At 65.3% G+C, this 17942-nt stretch carries 14 protein-coding genes; 6 read left to right on the top strand and 8 right to left on the bottom strand.

All coding sequences use genetic code 11. From position 1 onward, the window contains the following. Positions 1 to 142: 142 nt before the first annotated feature. Positions 143 to 1468, bottom strand: coding sequence for an NAD(P)H-dependent oxidoreductase (locus O1Y97_RS12085; RefSeq protein ID WP_318761177.1), 1326 nt, complete (start codon positions 1466 to 1468; stop codon positions 143 to 145). Between the two features lie 320 nt (positions 1469 to 1788). Here O1Y97_RS12085 and O1Y97_RS12080 point away from each other — a divergent pair, with 320 nt between their 5' ends. The 3 genes from O1Y97_RS12080 to O1Y97_RS12070 all read left to right on the top strand — a co-directional run bounded on the left by O1Y97_RS12080 (position 1789) and on the right by O1Y97_RS12070 (position 3946). Continuing rightward, positions 1789 to 2868: a WD40/YVTN/BNR-like repeat-containing protein gene (locus O1Y97_RS12080; protein WP_318761176.1), complete on the top strand. Its 1080-nt coding sequence runs from the start codon at positions 1789 to 1791 to the stop codon at positions 2866 to 2868. A gap of 13 nt (positions 2869 to 2881) precedes the next feature. Continuing rightward, positions 2882 to 3196 (top strand): MoaD/ThiS family protein, encoded by a 315-nt coding sequence (locus O1Y97_RS12075; RefSeq protein WP_183260217.1) that lies wholly within the window; start codon positions 2882 to 2884, stop codon positions 3194 to 3196. A gap of 102 nt (positions 3197 to 3298) precedes the next feature. Further along, positions 3299 to 3946, top strand: coding sequence for an SH3 domain-containing protein (locus O1Y97_RS12070; RefSeq protein ID WP_318761175.1), 648 nt, complete (start codon positions 3299 to 3301; stop codon positions 3944 to 3946). A gap of 63 nt (positions 3947 to 4009) precedes the next feature. Here the strand turns inward: O1Y97_RS12070 and O1Y97_RS12065 are convergent, their stop codons facing one another. Continuing rightward, positions 4010 to 4291: a hypothetical protein gene (locus O1Y97_RS12065; RefSeq protein WP_318761174.1), complete on the bottom strand. Its 282-nt coding sequence runs from the start codon at positions 4289 to 4291 to the stop codon at positions 4010 to 4012. 805 nt (positions 4292 to 5096) lie between these two features. Here O1Y97_RS12065 and O1Y97_RS12060 point away from each other — a divergent pair. From O1Y97_RS12060 to O1Y97_RS12050, 3 genes are read left to right on the top strand one after another with little or no spacing between them, the layout of a single operon-like run. After that, entirely contained in the window at positions 5097 to 5900 is an 804-nt protein-coding gene (locus O1Y97_RS12060; protein WP_318761173.1) for a glycosyltransferase family 2 protein, read from the top strand. A gap of 10 nt (positions 5901 to 5910) precedes the next feature. After that, positions 5911 to 6855 carry a glycosyltransferase family 2 protein gene (locus O1Y97_RS12055; RefSeq protein WP_318761172.1) on the top strand — a complete coding sequence of 315 codons (945 nt, stop codon included), beginning with the start codon at positions 5911 to 5913 and terminating at the stop codon, positions 6853 to 6855. Continuing rightward, positions 6852 to 8939: a glycosyltransferase gene (locus tag O1Y97_RS12050; RefSeq protein ID WP_318761171.1), complete on the top strand. Its 2088-nt coding sequence runs from the start codon at positions 6852 to 6854 to the stop codon at positions 8937 to 8939. The genes O1Y97_RS12055 and O1Y97_RS12050 overlap by 4 nt, the downstream gene beginning before the upstream one ends. 57 nt (positions 8940 to 8996) lie before the next feature. Here the strand turns inward: O1Y97_RS12050 and O1Y97_RS12045 are convergent, their stop codons facing one another. The 6 genes from O1Y97_RS12045 to O1Y97_RS12020 all read right to left on the bottom strand — a co-directional run bounded on the left by O1Y97_RS12045 (position 8997) and on the right by O1Y97_RS12020 (position 17939). Then, on the bottom strand, positions 8997 to 11669 hold the full coding sequence (locus O1Y97_RS12045) for a nitrate reductase (RefSeq protein ID WP_318761170.1): 2673 nt from the start codon (positions 11667 to 11669) through the stop codon (positions 8997 to 8999). 2 nt (positions 11670 to 11671) lie between these two features. Then, positions 11672 to 12010 carry a nitrite reductase small subunit NirD gene (nirD, locus tag O1Y97_RS12040; protein ID WP_318761169.1) on the bottom strand — a complete coding sequence of 113 codons (339 nt, stop codon included), beginning with the start codon at positions 12008 to 12010 and terminating at the stop codon, positions 11672 to 11674. Beyond that, positions 12007 to 14457: a nitrite reductase large subunit NirB gene (gene nirB, locus O1Y97_RS12035; protein ID WP_318764137.1), complete on the bottom strand. Its 2451-nt coding sequence runs from the start codon at positions 14455 to 14457 to the stop codon at positions 12007 to 12009. Before nirB ends, nirD begins: the two co-directional genes overlap by 4 nt. Positions 14458 to 14477: 20 nt before the next feature. Continuing rightward, positions 14478 to 15770, bottom strand: coding sequence for an MFS transporter (locus O1Y97_RS12030; protein ID WP_318764136.1), 1293 nt, complete (start codon positions 15768 to 15770; stop codon positions 14478 to 14480). 337 nt (positions 15771 to 16107) lie between these two features. Beyond that, complete coding sequence (locus O1Y97_RS12025; RefSeq protein ID WP_318764135.1) at positions 16108 to 17346, bottom strand: CmpA/NrtA family ABC transporter substrate-binding protein; 1239 nt, start codon at positions 17344 to 17346, stop codon at positions 16108 to 16110. Further along, entirely contained in the window at positions 17343 to 17939 is a 597-nt protein-coding gene (locus O1Y97_RS12020) for an ANTAR domain-containing response regulator (protein ID WP_108607531.1), read from the bottom strand. Before O1Y97_RS12020 ends, O1Y97_RS12025 begins: the two co-directional genes overlap by 4 nt. Positions 17940 to 17942: the final 3 nt, after the last annotated feature.

The following is a 17942-nucleotide window of genomic DNA, read 5'->3' as shown; positions in this document are numbered from 1 at the left end:
GGCCTGTCGAATGATCCCGCCATGCCGAACCCGTCCCCACAAGTTCACCAAGGGGCATCCTGCGGCGAGAACGGCAGAGAGTCGATACGGTTGTGAAGGGCGAACGACGGCAGGTATGGGAACGCCCGTCTCGCGCTTGCCGTCAGCCCTCGGCCCCGTACACCAGCCTGTCCTGCCTTGCGCGCAGCTCCGCGATCTTCGAGCCGAGGGCGACGGCAGCGTTGGCGGCGGTGATCAACTCGCCCTTCCTGATCGGCGCCGTCACGGTGCCGCCCTGCAGCAGGCCGCAGGGGATGGCCTTGGCCGTGCGGGCTTCCGGCGCGGTCATGATCCACGACCGGTAGCAATATTCGCCGATGGCATCGAGCTTTTCGCCCGGCTGCATGTCCTTCTTGGCCACGGCGCAGACGTCGGCGACCGGCTTCGACAGCGGCACCATGTCGGCCTTGCCGTGCAGCACGACGCGGGCACAGGTCAGCGGCACCTCGAGCGAAGTCAGGTGATAGGGACGATGGAAGGTGAAGTAAGGCCCCTCGCCGACCTTGAGGTCTTCCATGCGCTCGCGGATGCGCGGATGCGACATCTCGGCGATGACGAACACGCCGGGGGCGACGCCCTTGCCGATCGAATAGTCGACGACGCCGACCTTTGTCAGCACGCCGCCGTCCTTTTGCGGCACCAGCACCTTGTTGAGTTCGGGCAAAGTGGCCGAAGGTCCGTGCATGCCAGCCTTGTCGGGTACCAGGCCCGTGGCGTTGGCGATCGCCGCCATCTCGACCATCGTCTTCGAGCCGTCGACGAACTCGACCAGCATGCGCACGTTCATGTTGCGGCGCTTGGCCTCCTCGGCATAGTCGTCGGGGATGGCGTCGATGTTGAGCGGATTGTTCTTGCCTTTGCCGGCGGCGACGATGGTGTGGCCCATCGCCGAGACGAACTCGATCAGTTCCATGCAGGACGATGGTTCGTCGCCGGCGCCGAGCGAATAGGTGACGCCGAGCCTGGCTGCCTCGCTCTTGAGATAGGCGCCGATGGTGACGTCGGCCTCGACATTCATCATCACCAGGTGCTTGCCGTGTTCCATCGCGCGCAGGCCGATCTCGGCGCCGACTGCCGGAACGCCTGTCGCATCGATGACGACGTCGATCAGGCCGCTGTTGAGGATGAGGTCGGCATCGTTGGTCACGGCGATCTTGCCGCTTTCCATCGCATCGGCGAGTGCCGAGGTGCTCGTCGCCTCGCGCGCATGCCCGCTTTCCTGATAGGCGATCTCGGCCGCCTTGAATGCACGCTCGGGGTGGAATTCGGAAATGGCGCCAACCGCGATGCCGGGCATATGCGCCACCTGCGACACGATATCGGTGCCCATCTCGCCGCAGCCGATCAGGCCGATGCGGATCGGCTTGCCCGACTTTTCGCGCTCGACGAGATCGCGCGTCAAGCCCACCGGAGCGACGTTGATGGTCATCTGATTGATCTCCCGAAGAAGCGAAGCATATGTATCTAACGCTCGACCGGTATTGAATTATGGCCGGGTGTCAACCTGAATGTCCTTGCCCGCCGCGCGATGGCCCAGAGCCGTTTGTCAGCAGATCGCTGACCGCAAGCTGTTCGGCCTGCGGCAATGCCGCTAAACTCCTCTCTTCCGCCTGATGGACGGGCAGCACCGGAGAGGAGCCGGTGCGCCGGCAAGCAAGCCCCAGGCGAATGGGAGCGCCATATATTCGAATGCGATAGCCGCCGATCCGGATTCCATTTCTGAGGATCGCGCATCCGTGGGAGAGAACGATGGCTGTGAAAGTCCTTGTCCTGCTGGGCACCAAGAAAGGCGCCTTCATCGCCGAAAGCGATGCCGAAAGGCGCTCGTGGAAGCTGCGCGGGCCGTTCTGCGAGACTTGGCCGATGAACCATGTCGTCGCCGACCCGAAGACCGGCACCATCTGGGGCGCCGGCGGCAACGAGTGGTTTGGCCCCGCCGTATGGAAGTCGAGCGATCTCGGCGAGACCTGGACGCATTCGAGCGAGGGTCTCGCCTATGCCGAGGGCGACGAGCCGATCAAGGCGGTGTGGAGCCTCGCCAAGGGAAATGGAAGTCTCTTTGCCGGCGTACAGCCCGCCGGCCTGTTCCGCAGCGACGACGGCGGCCAGAGCTGGAGCCACGTCGAAGGGCTCCAGAAGCACCCTTCCCGGCCGCACTGGAACCCCGGCGGCGCCGGCCTGATCCTGCATTCGCTGGTCATAGACCCCAACGATCACGACCGTATCTGGATCGGCATCTCGGCCGCCGGCGTGTTCTATACCGGCGACGGCGGCAAGAGCTGGGAGCCGCGCAATCTCGGCACCCGTGCCGACTTCATGCCAGAGGGCGAGAACTACCCCGAATTCGGCCAGTGCGTGCACAATCTGGTCATGGCGCCAGGTATGCCCGACCGGCTCTACCAGCAGAACCATTGCGGCATGTACCGTTCCGACGATGGCGGCAAGCGCTGGGTCAGCATCGAAAAGGGCCTGCCTTCGACCTTCGGCTTCCCGGCAGCGACCCACCCGCGCGATCCCGAAACGCTCTATCTGGTGCCGCTCAACGGCGATTCCGCCGGCCGCTATGTCCCCGACGCCAAGGCAGCCGTGTGGCGGACGCGCGACGCCGGCCGCGAGTGGCAGGCGATGCGCAACGGCCTGCCGCAGGAAAACGCCTATATCGGCGTGCTGCGCCAGGCGATGGCGACCGACCGGCTGGAACCGGCCGGCGTCTATTTCGGCACCAGTTCGGGCGCGCTGTTCGCCAGCGCCGACGAGGGCGAAAGCTGGGTGAACGTCACCCAGCACCTGCCCTCGATCCTGTCGGTGGAAACGCTTGTGGTGGACTGACGGGAAAAGGCAGATGCTCGGCGACGCCCCATCCCGCACCGGGAAACATCAGGCTGAAGCCGCGCCCATCGTGGTGCGGCTTCCCGGCGTGCTCGTCGACCTGTTCCCAGGTGCGCCGCGACGGGTGGAAATGACGGCCTCAACGGTCAAGGAGATGGTCGACCAACTCGACAAAAGCTGGCCTGGCATGCGCGACCGCATCTGCGACAGCCGCCCTGCCATCCGCAAGCACATGAACGTCTTCGTCGAAGGCGAGCGCGCGACGCTGAAGACGAAGCTCAGGCCCGGCGTCGAGGTATTCGTGCTCACCGCCATCAGCGGCGGCTGAGCCGGACTGCAGGCACTGCAGCGACGACAGACTGCAGCAGCCAGGCTTTCTTCCTGCAACCATTGCGCTAGGATCGCAGCAGATTCTCTTACGGGGACCGAGATGATGCGACGTAGCAGTGTATTTCTGGCACTCATGCTGGCTTTTGCGCCGGCCCTCCCGCAGGTTGCGGCGGCGCAGGAGCGCGTGGAAACGCTGCGCATGCGCCCTGGCGCGACGCAGACGACGGTGCGCGGCATCGTCATCGGCCGCATCAGCGCCTCCTACAGGCTCGAGGCGCGTGCCGGCCAGCGCATGAGCCTCGACCTCAATTCGCGCAACACCTTCCTCTATTTCAACGTACTCGATCCGCGCGGCCGGACCATCGCCCGCGAACAGACCCAATGGGACGGCCGGCTGCCGGCCTCCGGCGTCTATACGATCCAGATCTATCTGGTTCGCGCCGAAGCGCGGCGCAACCGCCCGGCACCGTTTTCGCTCGATGTCCGCATTGCCGGACGCGGCGAAGCACCTGACCCCGGTCCGGAGCCGTTGCCGGGACCGCGCTCCTGGCGCGTCGTCGGCGTAACGCCCGATGATGTGCTCAACATGCGCACGACGCCCTCACCGCGCGGATTCGTCGTTGCCGAGATACCGTTCGACGCCGGCGGCCTGCGCAATCTCGGCTGCCAGGACAGCCAGAGCTGGTGCAAAGTGCGCTACCGCGGTCAGGAGGGCTGGGTCAACGGCCGCTTCCTGCGGCCGGAGTGACAAGCAAGATCGGCGACGCGTGCAAGCGGCTGGGACGGAACTTTCCGGCCGGCCGAAGCGGAGTCAGCGTTCGGATGGGTTTGTCCCCGGTTCGCCGGGGTTTTCGCTCTCGACCTCGCCGGTGGTGATGGTTCCCACGACAATGGACTCGCCAATCGGCTCGCGACGCTGTCGCGTGTCGGCGACAACCTTGTCCATCTCCGCCTTGATTTCGGCAAGCAATGCCAGCGCCTGGGCCTCGCGGTGCTTCAATTCCGGGCTCAGATCACCCGATTTGGCCTCGCCCGCAGCTCGCGCATTACGCGCGGATAGATAATCCTTGTAGGCGGCGTCCCACTTTTTCATCAGGACAACCCAGGCATCGACGGCGTCGTGTTTGCTGGGATCTGCAGGCTGGTGCGAACTAGGCAAATTGAACCCTCGAACAATCCGCATTACGCGGAATGGAAAGCGGCACTGCAATCATATGCCGTATTTGGACTAACCCCGCCGCATGTCATCTAACGACAACCTACCATGCGGACTGTCGAGCGTCATTCGCTAGCGCGCACTATATGCGCCGCGGCTACAATGAGCTGTGGAAAGTAGCTGCCGGGCCACACCACGCTGCACGACGCGGCCCTGGCGCACTCTTTTTGCCACCGATCACAATATTGCGACCAGCCGAGTGAACGTTCCCAAAAAATGCAACCAGCACGGGTTTTACGACGCATTCGAGCGGCCGGAATGCATTTTGCGAGGTATCGGCTGATAGAAACGTTATTAAAGCGATGCATAATATAAAAGTGACGAATTGCAACCCAACCGAACATAAGCGTAAATTTGGAACTTCGATCCGCATAAATCAATCTAGACCAAAGATAACCTCACACAAAACATAAATCTAACACGCTCATACAAGTACGATATTTTAAGATGTATATTGATTTTCCTTCTATAGATACGAATATTAACCATGGTTTACAAAAGGTAAACAAATTGGTAAAGTTCAGTTGGCGAGTGGGGCTTACAAGCACTTGCGTCCAGATTTTCCACGGGAACAACCTGGTTGCGAAATTGTCGTTTTCACCAGGGTGCTATTCTGCGTCCGGTCTGTTTGGTTCGCGTAGTCGTCAGGTAATGCCGCCACCTTTGGGTTGGAGTAAGCGTTATGACGGCGGCAGCATTCCCGCAGCGACCTGCTATGGAAATCTTCAAGGCAGCAGGAATGCCTCTCGGCGGCACTGCACGGATCAGCGTGGTGGTCCCCGCCATGAACGAGGCAAAGAACTTGCCACACGTTCTTCCTCACATTCCTGCCTGGGTCGACGAAGTCATCCTTGTGGATGGAAATTCCACTGACGACACCATCGCCGTTGCACGCGAACTGCTGCCTGACATCATTGTCCTGCAGCAGGAGAAGCGCGGCAAGGGTTCAGCGCTGTACACCGGCTTCAGCGCAGCCAAGGGCGACATCATCATCACTCTGGACGCCGACGGCTCCGCCGATCCCGGCGAAATCCCGGCCTTCGTCGGCGCCCTGCTTGCCGGCGCCGACTTCGTCAAGGGCTCACGCTTCATGCAGGGCGGCGACACCACCGACATGGAATGGTATCGCAAGCTCGGCAATTGGGGTCTGCTCCGCCTTGTGCGCCTGCGCTTCGGCGGCAAGTTCACCGACCTCTGCTATGGCTATAACGCCTTCTGGCGCGACGTGCTGCCCTGCCTCAACCTCGAACAGGCGACCGGTTTCGAGATCGAGACCCAGATGAACGTGCAGGCGCTTCGCGCCGAGCTCAATGTATTCGAGGTCGCAAGCAAGGAATTCCCGCGCATCCACGGAACCAGCAACCTGCGCACCTTCCCCGATGGTTGGCGCGTGCTCAAGACGATTGTCAGGCTGGGCATCTCACCACTGCCCAAGGTGCCGGCGCGCCGCCGCGCAGCAGCCGGACTGCAACAACCCAGCATCTAGGCGGGCGGTCATGGCGGCTTCGGGGGACAAGGTATCCGTCATCATTTGTGCCTATTCCGACGATCGCCGGGAGCAGCTTCACCGCGCCATCGCCTCCGTACTCGCCCAGCGCAGCAAGCCGACCGAGGTCATCGTGGTCATCGACCACAACACGCCGCTGTGGCTGGACGTGTTTGCCGCCTATCCGACGCTGACCGTGATCGTCAATGAAGGCGCGCGCGGCCTTTCCGGCGCCCGTAACACCGGCCTCCGGCGCGCCAGCGGCGACATCCTGGCTTTCCTGGACGACGACGCCATTGCCGATCCCTATTGGCTGGCACGCATGCTGCCCCACTACGACAACCCCTCGGTCATTGGTGTCGGCGGCCGTGTGCTGCCGTTGTGGCAGGTCGACCGGCCGCGCTGGTTTCCCGAGGAATTCCAGTGGGTTGTCGGCTGCAGCTATCGCGGCCAGCCGGACCGGATCGAACCGGTGCGCAATCCCATCGGCTGCAACATGTCATTCCGCCGGACCGTTTTCGACCTGACAGGCGGCTTTCGCGAGGGCATCGGCCGTACCGCCGCCGATGCTGCGGGCTGCGAAGAGACAGAGCTTTGCATCCGCGCCACGCAGGCCATGCCGGGCGCCCTCATCCTCTACGACCCCCAGATGAGCGTGCACCATCAGGTCACAGCCGAGCGCGCCGGCTGGCGCTACTTCCGCAAGCGTTGCCTCGCCGAAGGCCGTTCCAAGACCCAGGTCGTCAAGGCGGTGGGCGCCCAGGACGGGCTCGCCAGCGAGCATCGCTACGTCATGCGCGTGCTGCCCGCAGGGATCCTGCGCGCCCTGGGCGACAGCGTGCTCAAGCTTGACCCATGGGCACTGGCGCGGGCCGGCGGCATCGTTTTCGGATTGGGCTACACCGTCTGGGGGTATTTCGGCGCGCGGCTGAACCGGGCATGGAGGCAGGCATGAGCGAAGCGCAGTTCCGCCCGATCAAGGTCCTCGATATCGATGTCTGCCGGCCGATGAACGACGTGCAGATGCTCGACCCCATCAGCGGCGAGCGTTACGGCGGCGTGTTCTGCCTCGTCCGGCGGATGGGTCGCCCGGTCTCGACCATGGAGTTTGCCTTCGACGGCGACGTGCTGACCACTGTCGACCTGCGCGCGCGGATCGCCGAGCACAAGGCGGTCCAGAACAGCGCGCTGCAGCACGATGCGCCGCTCCCGAAGAAGGAAGGGCCGTTCGCCAGCGTCGTCATCGCCACCCGCAACCGCGCCGAAAGCCTGGCGCGCTGCCTAGATTCGCTGCTTGTCCAGACCTATGAGCCCTTCGACATCGTCGTCGTCGACAATGCACCGTCGGATCGCCAGACCGCCGACCTGATCGCCACGCGCTATGCCCGGGGCAAGGCGGTACGCTATGTCAGGGAGGACGTTCCCGGTCTCGGGCGCGCCCACAATGCCGGCCTCGCCGACATCTCCTCCGAGCTTGCGCTGTTCACCGACGACGACGTCATCGTCGATCCCAACTGGGTGGCGGCGATGGCGGCGAATTTCGACCGCGCCGGCCGGGTCGGCTGCGTCACCGGCCTGATCCTGCCCGCGGAACTCGATACCCGGGCGCAGTTCTGGACCGAGCGGCACGGCGGCTTCGGCAAGGGTTTTGCGCGCAAGGTCTTCGACCTTGCCGGCAACCGGCCTTCCGGTTCGCTGTTTCCCTTCACCGCCGGCCAGTTCGGATCCGGCGCCAACATGGCGTTCCGGACCGAGGCGCTGCGCCAGATCGGCGGCTTCGATTCCGCCCTTGGCGCCGGCACGCTTGCCCGCGGCGGCGACGACCTCGCCTCATTCTACGCCGTCGTCCAGGCTGGCTTCCAGCTGGTCTATGAACCGCGCGCGCTTGTCTGGCATCATCATCGCCGCGGCGAGGACGGCATGCGCCGCCAGGCCTTCGGCTATGGCATGGGCCTCGGCGCCTACCTGACCAAGGTCGTCGTCGACGATCCGCCGGCAGCCTTGCAACTGGCGCGCGCCATGCCCGCGGGCATTGCCCATATGGCCGGCCCGACCTCGCCCAAGAACCAGCGCCTGCCGGGCGACTATCCCGGGACCTTGATCTGGCGCGAGCGACTGGGCATCGCGGCCGGCGTTCCAAACTATCTGCGCAGCCGCTACGCCGCCTCGCGGCGCCCGACATCCGGTGTCGCCCGTCCGGAAAACGGCCAAGACGTCTACGCCAAAGGAGGGTCGACCGCCATGCGCCCAACCGTGCCCATCCTGCTCTATCACAGCGTCGACACCGACTGCGCGCCGGCCTACCGGCGCTGGATGATGACGCCCGAGGAACTCGACCAGCACATGAAGGTTCTCGTCGAGGGCGGCTTCCGCCCGGTGACGATCTCGGCGCTGGCGACCATCTTCCGCGAGCACAGGCCCGTGCCGCCGCGCACCGTGGCCATCACCTTCGACGACGGCCTGTGCGATTTTCTCACCGGCGCCATGCCGGTGCTCGAGCGATACGGCTTCGCCGCCACGCTCTATGTCGTCTCCGGCTTCGTCGGAAAGACCAGCGAATGGCTAGCCGCCTGTGGCGAGGGCGAGCGCCGCATGCTCGACTGGAACGAACTTCGCGGTCTCGCTTGCGAAGGCATCGAGATCGGCGCCCATACCGTCAACCACCCGCAGCTCGACATCCTGTCGGCGGTCGAGGCCGCGCGCGAAATCCTCGACAGCAAGCTCGCCCTCGAACACGGGCTGAAGCGGCAGGTGCACAGCTTTGCCTATCCGCATGGCTATTCCAGCCGCACCACGCGCGCACTGGTCCGCGGCGCGGGTTTCCAGTCGGCCTGCCGCGTGCGCCATGCCTTGACCTCGACGACCGAGGACCCGTTCACGCTGTCGCGCATCGTCATGACCAGCGAGGTCGGGCCGGCGGATTTGCGCCGCCTGCTGACCCAGCCGGTCCTGCCGGTCGCGCCGCCCGCCGACAGGCTGGCGGCCACCGGCTGGCGCATGTTCCGCCGTTTCCAGCATATTACCCATGCAAGCGGCTGACGCCCAAGGCCCTGGATTGTTGAGCGCCACTGACGCCGCGTGTCCGCCGCGCGAAGCTCACTCAGCGGCCTGAAGCCGGCCGGCATCGAGCATCGCCCGGATCTCCGAACGGCACGAACCGCAATTGGTGCCGGCTTTCAGCAGCTTGCCGATCTCGTCGACGCTTGTGCTGCCGCCGGAGATCGCGATGGCCAACTGGTTCACCCCGACATTGAAGCACGAGCAGACGATGCGGCCGACCGACGGCACCGGCACCGGCGCACGCCCCGACAGCAACGCGCGGCGGTCGAGCGGCGACAGCGGCTGGCACGAAGCGAGCAGCGACAGCAGCCAGTCCCGCCCCGGCAGGTGGCCGTGCGGCGCCACCAGCAGCGCCTCGGTGAGCCTGCCCTCGGCGTCGGTCGCGGCGGCGCGGAATGTCGAACCGCGCCTGTCGGTGTATTCGAGCAGTTGGTCGGCCGGCACCACGTCGACCAAACGGCGAGCGAGCAGGATACCCTGCTCCGGCGGCTCGGTGCCGGACAATTCGTAGACCCAGCCACCCTGGACGGCTGCGCGGCTCCAGTGGACAAAACCTGTCGGCCTGAGGTCGCGGCGGGTCATCAGCACGCCGGCCCAGGCGACAGGCTCGCGCGAGATCCGCACCGGCACGTGCTTGAGCTCCGGCTGGCCCGAAAACGGGTCGGTGACAGGCGCCGACAGTGATCCGGCCGAGGCATTGGCGGCAAAGCGGCCGCTCCAGTGCATCGGCAGGAAGGCTTCGCCCTTGCGCTGGCCGGCGTTGGTGATCGCCTTGGCCCGGCCGCCGCCATAGCGGCTTTCGATGCGGACGAGGTCGCCATCGGAGATCCCCAGCGCGACGGCGTCGGCAGCGTTCAGCTCGATCGCCGGTTCCGGCGCATTGGCCATCAGCCTGGGAACGCGGCCCGTGCGCGTCATTGTGTGCCACTGGTCGCGCAACCGGCCAGTGTTGAGGACAAGCGGGAAAGCGGCGTCGACCGGCAGTGCCGCGCCTTCCTGGCGGACCGGCACGAAACGGGCGCGGCCATCGGCGGTGGGAAAGCTGCCGTCACCGAGCAACCGTTGCACGCCGGCCGAAGCGCCCGAGGGTAGCGGCCAATGGAGCGGCGCGAGCGCCTCGTATTCGGCGTCGGTGAGATCGGCGAGGCCGCCGATGTCGAACAGGCGCGCACCCTCGTTCTCGAAGGCGGAAAGCGCTGCATGCTCGCGAAAGATCGCGGCCGGTCCCGCATAATCGAAGGCGGCGGCAAACCCCATGCGCCGGGCGGTCTCGGCGACGATCCACCAGTCGGGACGGACCTCGCTGGGCATCGGCAGGAACGATTTCTGGCGCGATATGCGGCGCTCGGAATTGGTGACCGTGCCGTCCTTCTCGCCCCAGGCTGCCGCTGGCAAAAGCACGTTAGCGAAATGGCTGGTATCGGTGCGGGTGACATCCGACACCACGACGAAGTCGCAGGACTTCAAGGCCGCGCGAACCTTGCCGGCATCCGGCATGCTGACGGCCGGGTTGGTGCCCATGATCCACAGCGCCTTGATGCGTCCGTCGCCTGCCGCCTCGAACATGTCGACGGCCTTGAGGCCCGGCTTGCGGGCGATTGCGGGTGCATTCCAGAACCGGCCGACGCGATCGGGCGCAGATGGATCGTCGAATCCCATATGCGCCGCCAGCTGGTTGGCGAGCCCGCCGACCTCGCGGCCGCCCATGGCGTTGGGCTGGCCGGTGACCGAAAACGGCCCCATGCCCGGCCTGCCGATACGGCCTGTGGCGAGATGGCAATTGATGATGGCGTTGACCTTGTCGGTGCCGTGTGCCGACTGGTTGACGCCCTGGCTGTAGACTGTGACCGTGCGCTCGGTCGCCGCGAACCGGTCGTAGAAGGCGGCGACCTCCGCAGGTGCAAGGTCGCAGCCCTCGGCGACGCGCTTCACCGAGGGAGCGTCGGCCGCTGCAAGACTGAGTGCCGCTTCGAAGCCCAACGTATGGGCGGTGACATAGGCTTGGTCGGCGGCGCCGGTATTCGCGAGATGCGCCAGCAGGCCGTTGAACAGCAGCACGTCGGTGCCGGGCTTGAGCTGCAGATGCAGGTCGCATTCCATTGCGGTCGCCGTGCGTCGTGGATCGATGACAACGATCCTCGTCCCGCGTTCGGCCCGCGCCGCGAGCAGGCGCTGGTAGAGGATCGGATGGCACCAGGCGGTGTTGGAACCGACCAGCACGACAAGATCGGCCTGTTCGAAATCCTCGTAGACGCCCGGCACGATGTCTTCGCCGAAGGCCCGCTTGTGGCCGGCGACGCTGGAGGCCATGCACAGGCGCGAATTGGTGTCGATATTGGCCGATCCGATAAACCCCTTCATCAGCTTGTTGGCGACGTAATAGTCCTCGGTGAGCAATTGGCCCGAGACATAGAAGGCGACCGAATCCGGGCCGTGTTGCGCGATGGTCTCGGAGAACCGTTGGGCCACCAGATCGAGCGCATCTTCCCAGGAGGCACGACGACCGGCGATCTCGGGATGCAGCACGCGCCCGTCGAGGCCGAGCGTTTCGCCGAGCGCCGACCCCTTGGAACAAAGCTTGCCCGAATTGGCGGGATGGCCGGGGTCGCCACGCACGGACGTCGTGCCGTCCGCGGCGACCCGCGCCTGCACGCCGCAACCCACCCCGCAATAGGGACAGGCGGTCCTCACCTCGCGTGCATCCTCCATGGTCAGGCAGCCTTCGAAGCCAGGACGTCGAGGGCAATGAACAGTCGCCCGTCCTCGACCTTGAGCGGGATGGTCCTGACCGAGCCTTCGTCGGCGCCTTGGGCCTTGCCAGTCTCCAGCGAAAACACCCAATTGTGCAGCGGGCAGGTCACCGACGCACCGTGCACGATGCCCTGGCTCAGCGGCCCGCCCTTGTGCGGACAGTGGTCCTCGATGGCGAAGACCTGCTCTTCGGCGGTACGGAACACGCCGATCTTGCCCTGTGGCGTGTTCACGCAGCGCGCGCCGCGCAACGGTATGTCGGCCAACGTGCCGATCGCGATCCAATCCGTCCCGCTCATTCCGCTGCCTCCGCAAAGCCGACGGACGCTATCGGCCGGAACTCGTGCTTGTCCTTGCCGGAGACCCGCTCCGACCATGGATCGACCTGGGCGAACTTCTGGCTGAAAACGAAACGCTCGTAGTAGGCCTTGCGCTTCTCGGCATCGTCGAGGACCTGGCGTTTGATCTCGGCCACCCCGACGCGCTTGGCCCATTTGTAGATGCGCTCGAGATAGCGGCCCTGCTCGCGATACATCTGTGTCAGCGCGACGATCACCTCGAGCGCCTCGTCCTCGCTCTTGACCAGCCCGAGCACCTCGGTGCCCTTGATGTCGAGGCCGGCGGCACCGGCGAAGTGGATCTCGAAACCGCTGTCGACGCAGATGACGCCGACGTCCTTGCAGGTCGCCTCGGCGCAGTTGCGAGGGCAGCCCGACACCGCCATCTTGAGTTTGGCCGGCGTCCACGAGCCCCACATGAATTTTTCGATGCGGATGCCGAGCCCGGTCGAATCCTGCGTGCCGAACCGGCACCAGTCCGAGCCGACGCAGGTTTTCACCGTGCGCAACCCCTTGGCATAGGCGTGGCCCGAGACGAAACCGGCCTTGCCGAGATCGGACCAGACCGCCGGAAGGTCTTCCTTCCTGATGCCCAGCATGTCGATGCGCTGGCCGCCGGTGACCTTGACCAGCGGGATCTCGAACTTGTCGACGACGTCGGCGATGGCGCGCAGCTCGTTGGCATTGGTCACCCCGCCCCACATGCGCGGCACCACCGAATAGGTGCCGTCCTTCTGGATGTTGGCGTGGACACGCTCGTTGATGAAGCGCGACTGGTAGTCGTCGGCATATTCGTCCGGCCAGTCGCAGACGAGGTAGTAATTGAGTGCCGGCCGGCACTTGGCGCAGCCGCAGGAGGTCTTCCACTGCAGCTCCTGCATCACCTCGGGGATGGTCTTCAGCCCCTTGGCCTTGATCAGCCGGCGCACGTCGTCATGGCCGAGGTCGGTGCACTTGCACATCGGCTGCACGGCGGCGGGGTTGTAGCTGTCGCCCAGCGTCAGCGTCATCAGCTGCTCGACCAGCCCAGTGCAGGAGCCGCAGGAGGCGGACGCCTTGGTATGCGCCCGCACGTCGTCGAGCGAGGTCAGCCCCTTTTCCGCGATGGTGCCGGTGATCTTGCCCTTGCAGACGCCGTTGCAGCCGCAGATTTCCGCATCATCCGCCAGTGCCGCAACGGCCGCCATAGGGTCCAGCGGCGATCCTCCCTGATAGGCCTGGCCGAAGATCAGCGTATCGCGCATCTCCGAGATGTCGGTCTGCTTCTTCTTGAGGTCGTTGAACCAGGCGCCGTCGCCTGTTTCGCCGTAGAGCACCGTGCCGATGACGCGGTTATCCCTAAGCACCAGCCGCTTGTAGATGCCGGCCGCGGCGTCGCGCAGCACGATCTCCTCGCGGTCGTCGCCATCGGCGAAGTCGCCGAGCGAATAGAGGTCGATGCCGGTGACCTTGAGCTTGGTCGGCGTGTCGGAGTGGACGAAGCCGGCCGTTTGCTCGCCGGCGAGGTGGGCGGCTGCCACGCGTGCCATCTCGTAGAGCGGCGCGACAAGCCCGTAGACCTGGCCGCCGACCTCGGCGCATTCGCCGAGTGCCAGGATGTCGGGGTCCGAGGTCCGCATGCCGTGATCGACGACGATGCCGCGATTGGTGTCGATGCCTGCGTCCTTGGCGATCGCCGCATTGGGCCGGATGCCGACCGCCATCACCACCAGCGTCGCCGGGATGATGGTGCCGTCGGCAAGCTCGACGCCCTCGACCTTACCGTGGCCGACGATGGCCTTGGTGTTGGCCTTGGTCATGACCTTGATGCCGCGCGCCTCGACCGCCTTCTGTAACAGGTAGCCGGCGGCCGGATCGAGCTGGCGCTCCATCAGCGTCGGCATGACGTGCAGCACCGTCACATCCATGCCGCGCGATTGCAGGCCGGCGGCCGCTTCGAGGCCGAGCAGGCCGCCGCCGATGACGATGGCCTTGGCCCGCGACTGGGCGGCGAGCAGCATGGCGTTGACGTCGTCGAGGTCGCGGTAACTCAGCACGCCGGACATGTCGTTGCCCGGCACCGGGATGATGAAGGGCACCGATCCGGTGGCGATGACGAGCCTGTCATAGGGCTCGGTGACGCCATGATCTGACGTGACGGTCTTGGCCGTGCGGTCGATGGCAACGATCCTGTGGCCCTTGTAGAGGGTGATGCCGTGCTTGATGTACCAGCCGTCGCCATGGATGATGATCTCTTCATAGCCCTTCTCGCCCGACAGGACCGGCGACAGCATGATGCGGTCGTAGTTCACGCGCGGCTCGGCGTTGAAGATGGTGACCTGGTAGCGGCCGGGTGCGGCCTCCAGCAGGTGCTCCAGCATGCGCCCGGGGGCCATGCCGTTGCCGATGATGACAAGTCTCTCGGTCATAACGGTGCTCCTTGGCGGTGTCACTGGGCGGCGAAGGTCAGCGGCTCGTCGACGCTGTCGCGCGACATCCTGCGGACCGACAGGTGCATCCAGACGAGCGAAGCGACGACGATGGCGAACAACAGCATGAAGCAGCTCGACCATAGGCCGGTGAGGTCGTTGAGCGCGCCGAAGGCGATGGGCAGGATGAAGCCGCCGAGGCCGCCGATCATGCCGACAAGGCCGCCGACTGCGCCGACATTCTCCGGATAATAGGCCGGGATGTGCTTGTAGACGGCGGCCTTGCCCAGGCTCATGAAGAAGCCGAGGACGAAGGCGACGACCATGAAGGCCACCGGCCCGACCTCGAAATGGAACGACATCGGCCCGCTGATGCCATGCACGACATAGTCGGCCGTCGGCAGCGACAGGATCAGCGTGGCGATCGCCGAGACGCCGAACGTCCAGTACATCACCGTGCGGGCGCCGATCCGGTCGGACAGCACGCCGCCATAGGCGCGGAAGATGCTGGCCGGGATGGAATAGGCGGCGCCGATCATGCCCGCAGTGACGATGTCGAAGCCGTAGACGCCGATCAGATAGCGCGGCAGCCACAGCGCCAGCGCGACGAAGGCGCCGAACGAGAAGAAATAATAGAGGCCGAAGCGCCAGACCTGGACATTCCTGAGCGGTGCGAATTCGTTCCAGAAGCTCTTTGGCTCAGCACCATGGATACGGCGCTGGCGGATGACCGGGTCGTCTTCGCTGGCGAACCAGAAGATGAAGGCCATGAAGCCGAGGCAAGCGGCCCAGATCAGCGCCACCTCCTGCCAGCCGCCGGCAAGCAGGACGAACGGCGCCAGGAACTTGGTGACGGCGGCGCCGACATTGCCGACGCCGAAGATGCCGAGCGCGGTGCCCTGCTTTCCCGCGGGAAAGAAGCGCGAGACATAGGCGACGCCGACGGCGAAGGAACCGCCGGCGAGGCCGACGCCGAGGGCGGCTATCAGCATCTGCGTGTAGGTCTGGGCAAAGGCGAGCAGGAAGGTGGCGATGGCCGCCGCCAGCATGGTTGCCGTGTAGACGAGGCGTCCGCCGAAACGGTCGGTCCAGACGCCGAGCACGATGCGCACCAGCGAGCCGGTCAGGATCGGGGTGCCGATGAGGAGGCCGAACTGGGTTTCGGAGAGACCCAGCTCCTGCTTGATGCGCACGCCGATGATCGAAAAGATCGTCCACACGGCAAAGCAGACGGTGAAAGCGAGGGTGGAAATGGCAAGCGCCCTGACCGGAGCATTGTCCTGGCTGGGCGCGGCTTGGAGGGTTGCAGTCATTGTCGGCTCCGTTGTGCGGCGTGGGAGGCGCCGCGCTTCTCTGGATCGCGAAAACAAAAAAGCTGCCGGCCAGGGTCGCGCGTCCGTACATCCGGGATCGCGGTCGTCTGGTCGGCAGCTTTGCCTGAGACGCCCGCCATTGGACGCCGATATGTCTGGCCTTTCGGCCTCGCCTATTGCAACGCACAAACCGTGCCAGTTTGGCAGCGCGAGGCGTTTCCATTCATTTTCAGATGCTTACATGATCGACGGATCTCAGCCGTCAAAATGCCGGCGGTCAAACGATGATCAACCGGCACCGACATCTGCCTGTTTTATGTGCAGTGCACAAAAAAGTTCAGCCGCCGCCTGCCATTCGCTGAGCCGCGATATAGCCGTCGAGATCGTCTGGATCGAACAAGCCGCCGTCGAAGAAGCCGTCCGGGCCGAGCACCAGGCTGGCCCCGGCCGAGCCGACCGGAGTTGGCGCGGGCAGTGCGCCCTCGACCTTGGCGTTGGCGCCCGGCAAGGCCGCGCCCAGCGGCTTCAGCGCAGCGCGATAAAGGTCGGGCCGGTATGTTTCGCGGGCGATCGCGGCATTCTCGGTCGAATGCCCGGCCTGCCCCCAACGCACCATCTGGCTATAGAACCACAATGCGTGGCTCTTCCACGGAAACGTCGCCGCCCTCGCCTGCGGCATGAAGAAGTCGTTGACCTCGACGGAACTGTCCGCCGACGTCCGGAGTTGGCCCGAAAGCGCCGGCAACATCCAGTCCGCCGGTCGTCCGACATAGACCGGAGCCGACATGATGCCTGCCAGTTCGGCGTGATTGGCTGGCGAGGCACACCACTGCGCTGCGTGATGGATGGCGCGCAGTAATGCCGCCAGCGCATCGGAGTTGGCCTCGGCCCAGCGCGCATCTGCCCCCAGCACCTTTTCCGGGCTGGAACGCCAGATCTTGGCCTTCACGGTGGCGATGCGGCCATGGCCGAGCATGACGGCGGCGGTATTCCAGGGCTCGCCGGCACAGAAGCCGTCGAGGGAGCCGGATCCCAGCGCATCGGCCATCAGCGGCGGCGGCAGGATCACGATCTCGATGTCGCGGTCGAGGTCGATGCCGCAGGCGGCCAGCCAGTAGCGCAGTTCGTAGTTGTGGCCCGAATGCGGGTGCACGACAGCGAAACGCAGCGGTGCGGCACCTGCGCGGACACGATCGGCAACGACGCCCCTGAGCGCGTCGCCGGCAGCGCGCGGCGAAAGATCGGCGCTGGTGCCATGCCCGACCATGTCGCGCCACAACGCATTCGAAACGGTAACGGCGTTGCCGCCGAGGCCCAGCGCCATCGGCACGACGGTGGTCGCAGCCAGCGGCGTCAGGCCGAGATTGCAGGCAATCGGCATCGGCGCCAGCATATGCGCCACCTGGAAATGCCCTACGGCGAGCCGGTCGCGGATATTGGCCCATGAGGTCTCACGCACCAGGGTGAGCGCGATGCCCTCGGCTGCGGCAAAGCCCTTCTCCCTGGCCGCGACCAGAAGCGCGCTGTCGAGCAATGGCAGGAAGCCGGCTGAAATCTCGAAGCGGACGTCGGTCATGCGTCGTCTCCCAACAGCCCGGCAGCGGTCACAAGGCTCTGCGCAATCTCCGACAGCTTGCGGTTCTGGTTCATCGCCGCCTTGCGCAGCAGCGCATAGGCCTCCGTCTCGGAGACCCCGCGCGACTTCATCAGGATGCCCTTGGCCCGGTCGACCACCTTGCGGTCCTCGAGTTCGCTGCGCGCTTCTTCCAGTTCCCGCGACAGGCGCGAAAATGCGTTGAAGCGGCTGACGGCCATGTCGAGGATCGGCTTGACCCGCTCGCGCTTCAGGCCGTCGACGACATAGGCCGACACGCCTGCATCGACCGCCGCCTCGATCGAGGCGCTGTCGGAGCGGTCGACGAACATGGCGATCGGCCGCTTCACCGCGCGCGACAGCTGGAACATGTTCTCCAGCATGTCGCGGTTGGGGTTTTCCAGGTCGATGACGATGACGTCGGGATTGATCTCGGCGATGCGCCGGGCGATGCCGGCGACATCGTGGACGAGCGTCACCTCGTCATGGCCGGCCTCGCGCAGCCCCGCCTCGATGATCGAGGCGCGGATGCGGTTTTCGTCAATGACGAGCACGGCGAGAGGTTTGGCGGCCATGCC

This window comes from Aminobacter niigataensis (genome assembly GCF_946995915.1).
GTDB lineage: Bacteria > Pseudomonadota > Alphaproteobacteria > Rhizobiales > Rhizobiaceae > Aminobacter > Aminobacter niigataensis.
The sequence above is the reverse complement of the archived record's forward strand: the minus strand, read 5'-3'. Positions and strand labels throughout refer to the sequence as shown.

Excerpts from the sequence above, each read along its gene's own strand:
- O1Y97_RS12085 (WP_318761177.1), bottom strand. The coding sequence starts at position 1,468 with ATGACCATCAACGTCGCTCCGGTGGGCTTGACGCGCGATCTCGTCGAG.
- O1Y97_RS12080 (WP_318761176.1), top strand. The coding sequence starts at position 1,789 with ATGGCTGTGAAAGTCCTTGTCCTGCTGGGCACCAAGAAAGGCGCCTTC.
- O1Y97_RS12075 (WP_183260217.1), top strand. The coding sequence starts at position 2,882 with ATGCTCGGCGACGCCCCATCCCGCACCGGGAAACATCAGGCTGAAGCC.
- O1Y97_RS12070 (WP_318761175.1), top strand. The coding sequence starts at position 3,299 with ATGATGCGACGTAGCAGTGTATTTCTGGCACTCATGCTGGCTTTTGCG.
- O1Y97_RS12065 (WP_318761174.1), bottom strand. The coding sequence starts at position 4,291 with ATGAAAAAGTGGGACGCCGCCTACAAGGATTATCTATCCGCGCGTAAT.
- O1Y97_RS12060 (WP_318761173.1), top strand. The coding sequence starts at position 5,097 with ATGACGGCGGCAGCATTCCCGCAGCGACCTGCTATGGAAATCTTCAAG.
- O1Y97_RS12055 (WP_318761172.1), top strand. The coding sequence starts at position 5,911 with ATGGCGGCTTCGGGGGACAAGGTATCCGTCATCATTTGTGCCTATTCC.
- O1Y97_RS12050 (WP_318761171.1), top strand. The coding sequence starts at position 6,852 with ATGAGCGAAGCGCAGTTCCGCCCGATCAAGGTCCTCGATATCGATGTC.
- O1Y97_RS12045 (WP_318761170.1), bottom strand. The coding sequence starts at position 11,669 with ATGGAGGATGCACGCGAGGTGAGGACCGCCTGTCCCTATTGCGGGGTG.
- nirD (WP_318761169.1), bottom strand. The coding sequence starts at position 12,010 with ATGAGCGGGACGGATTGGATCGCGATCGGCACGTTGGCCGACATACCG.
- nirB (WP_318764137.1), bottom strand. The coding sequence starts at position 14,457 with ATGACCGAGAGACTTGTCATCATCGGCAACGGCATGGCCCCCGGGCGC.
- O1Y97_RS12030 (WP_318764136.1), bottom strand. The coding sequence starts at position 15,770 with ATGACTGCAACCCTCCAAGCCGCGCCCAGCCAGGACAATGCTCCGGTC.
- O1Y97_RS12025 (WP_318764135.1), bottom strand. The coding sequence starts at position 17,346 with ATGACCGACGTCCGCTTCGAGATTTCAGCCGGCTTCCTGCCATTGCTC.
- O1Y97_RS12020 (WP_108607531.1), bottom strand. The coding sequence starts at position 17,939 with ATGGCCGCCAAACCTCTCGCCGTGCTCGTCATTGACGAAAACCGCATC.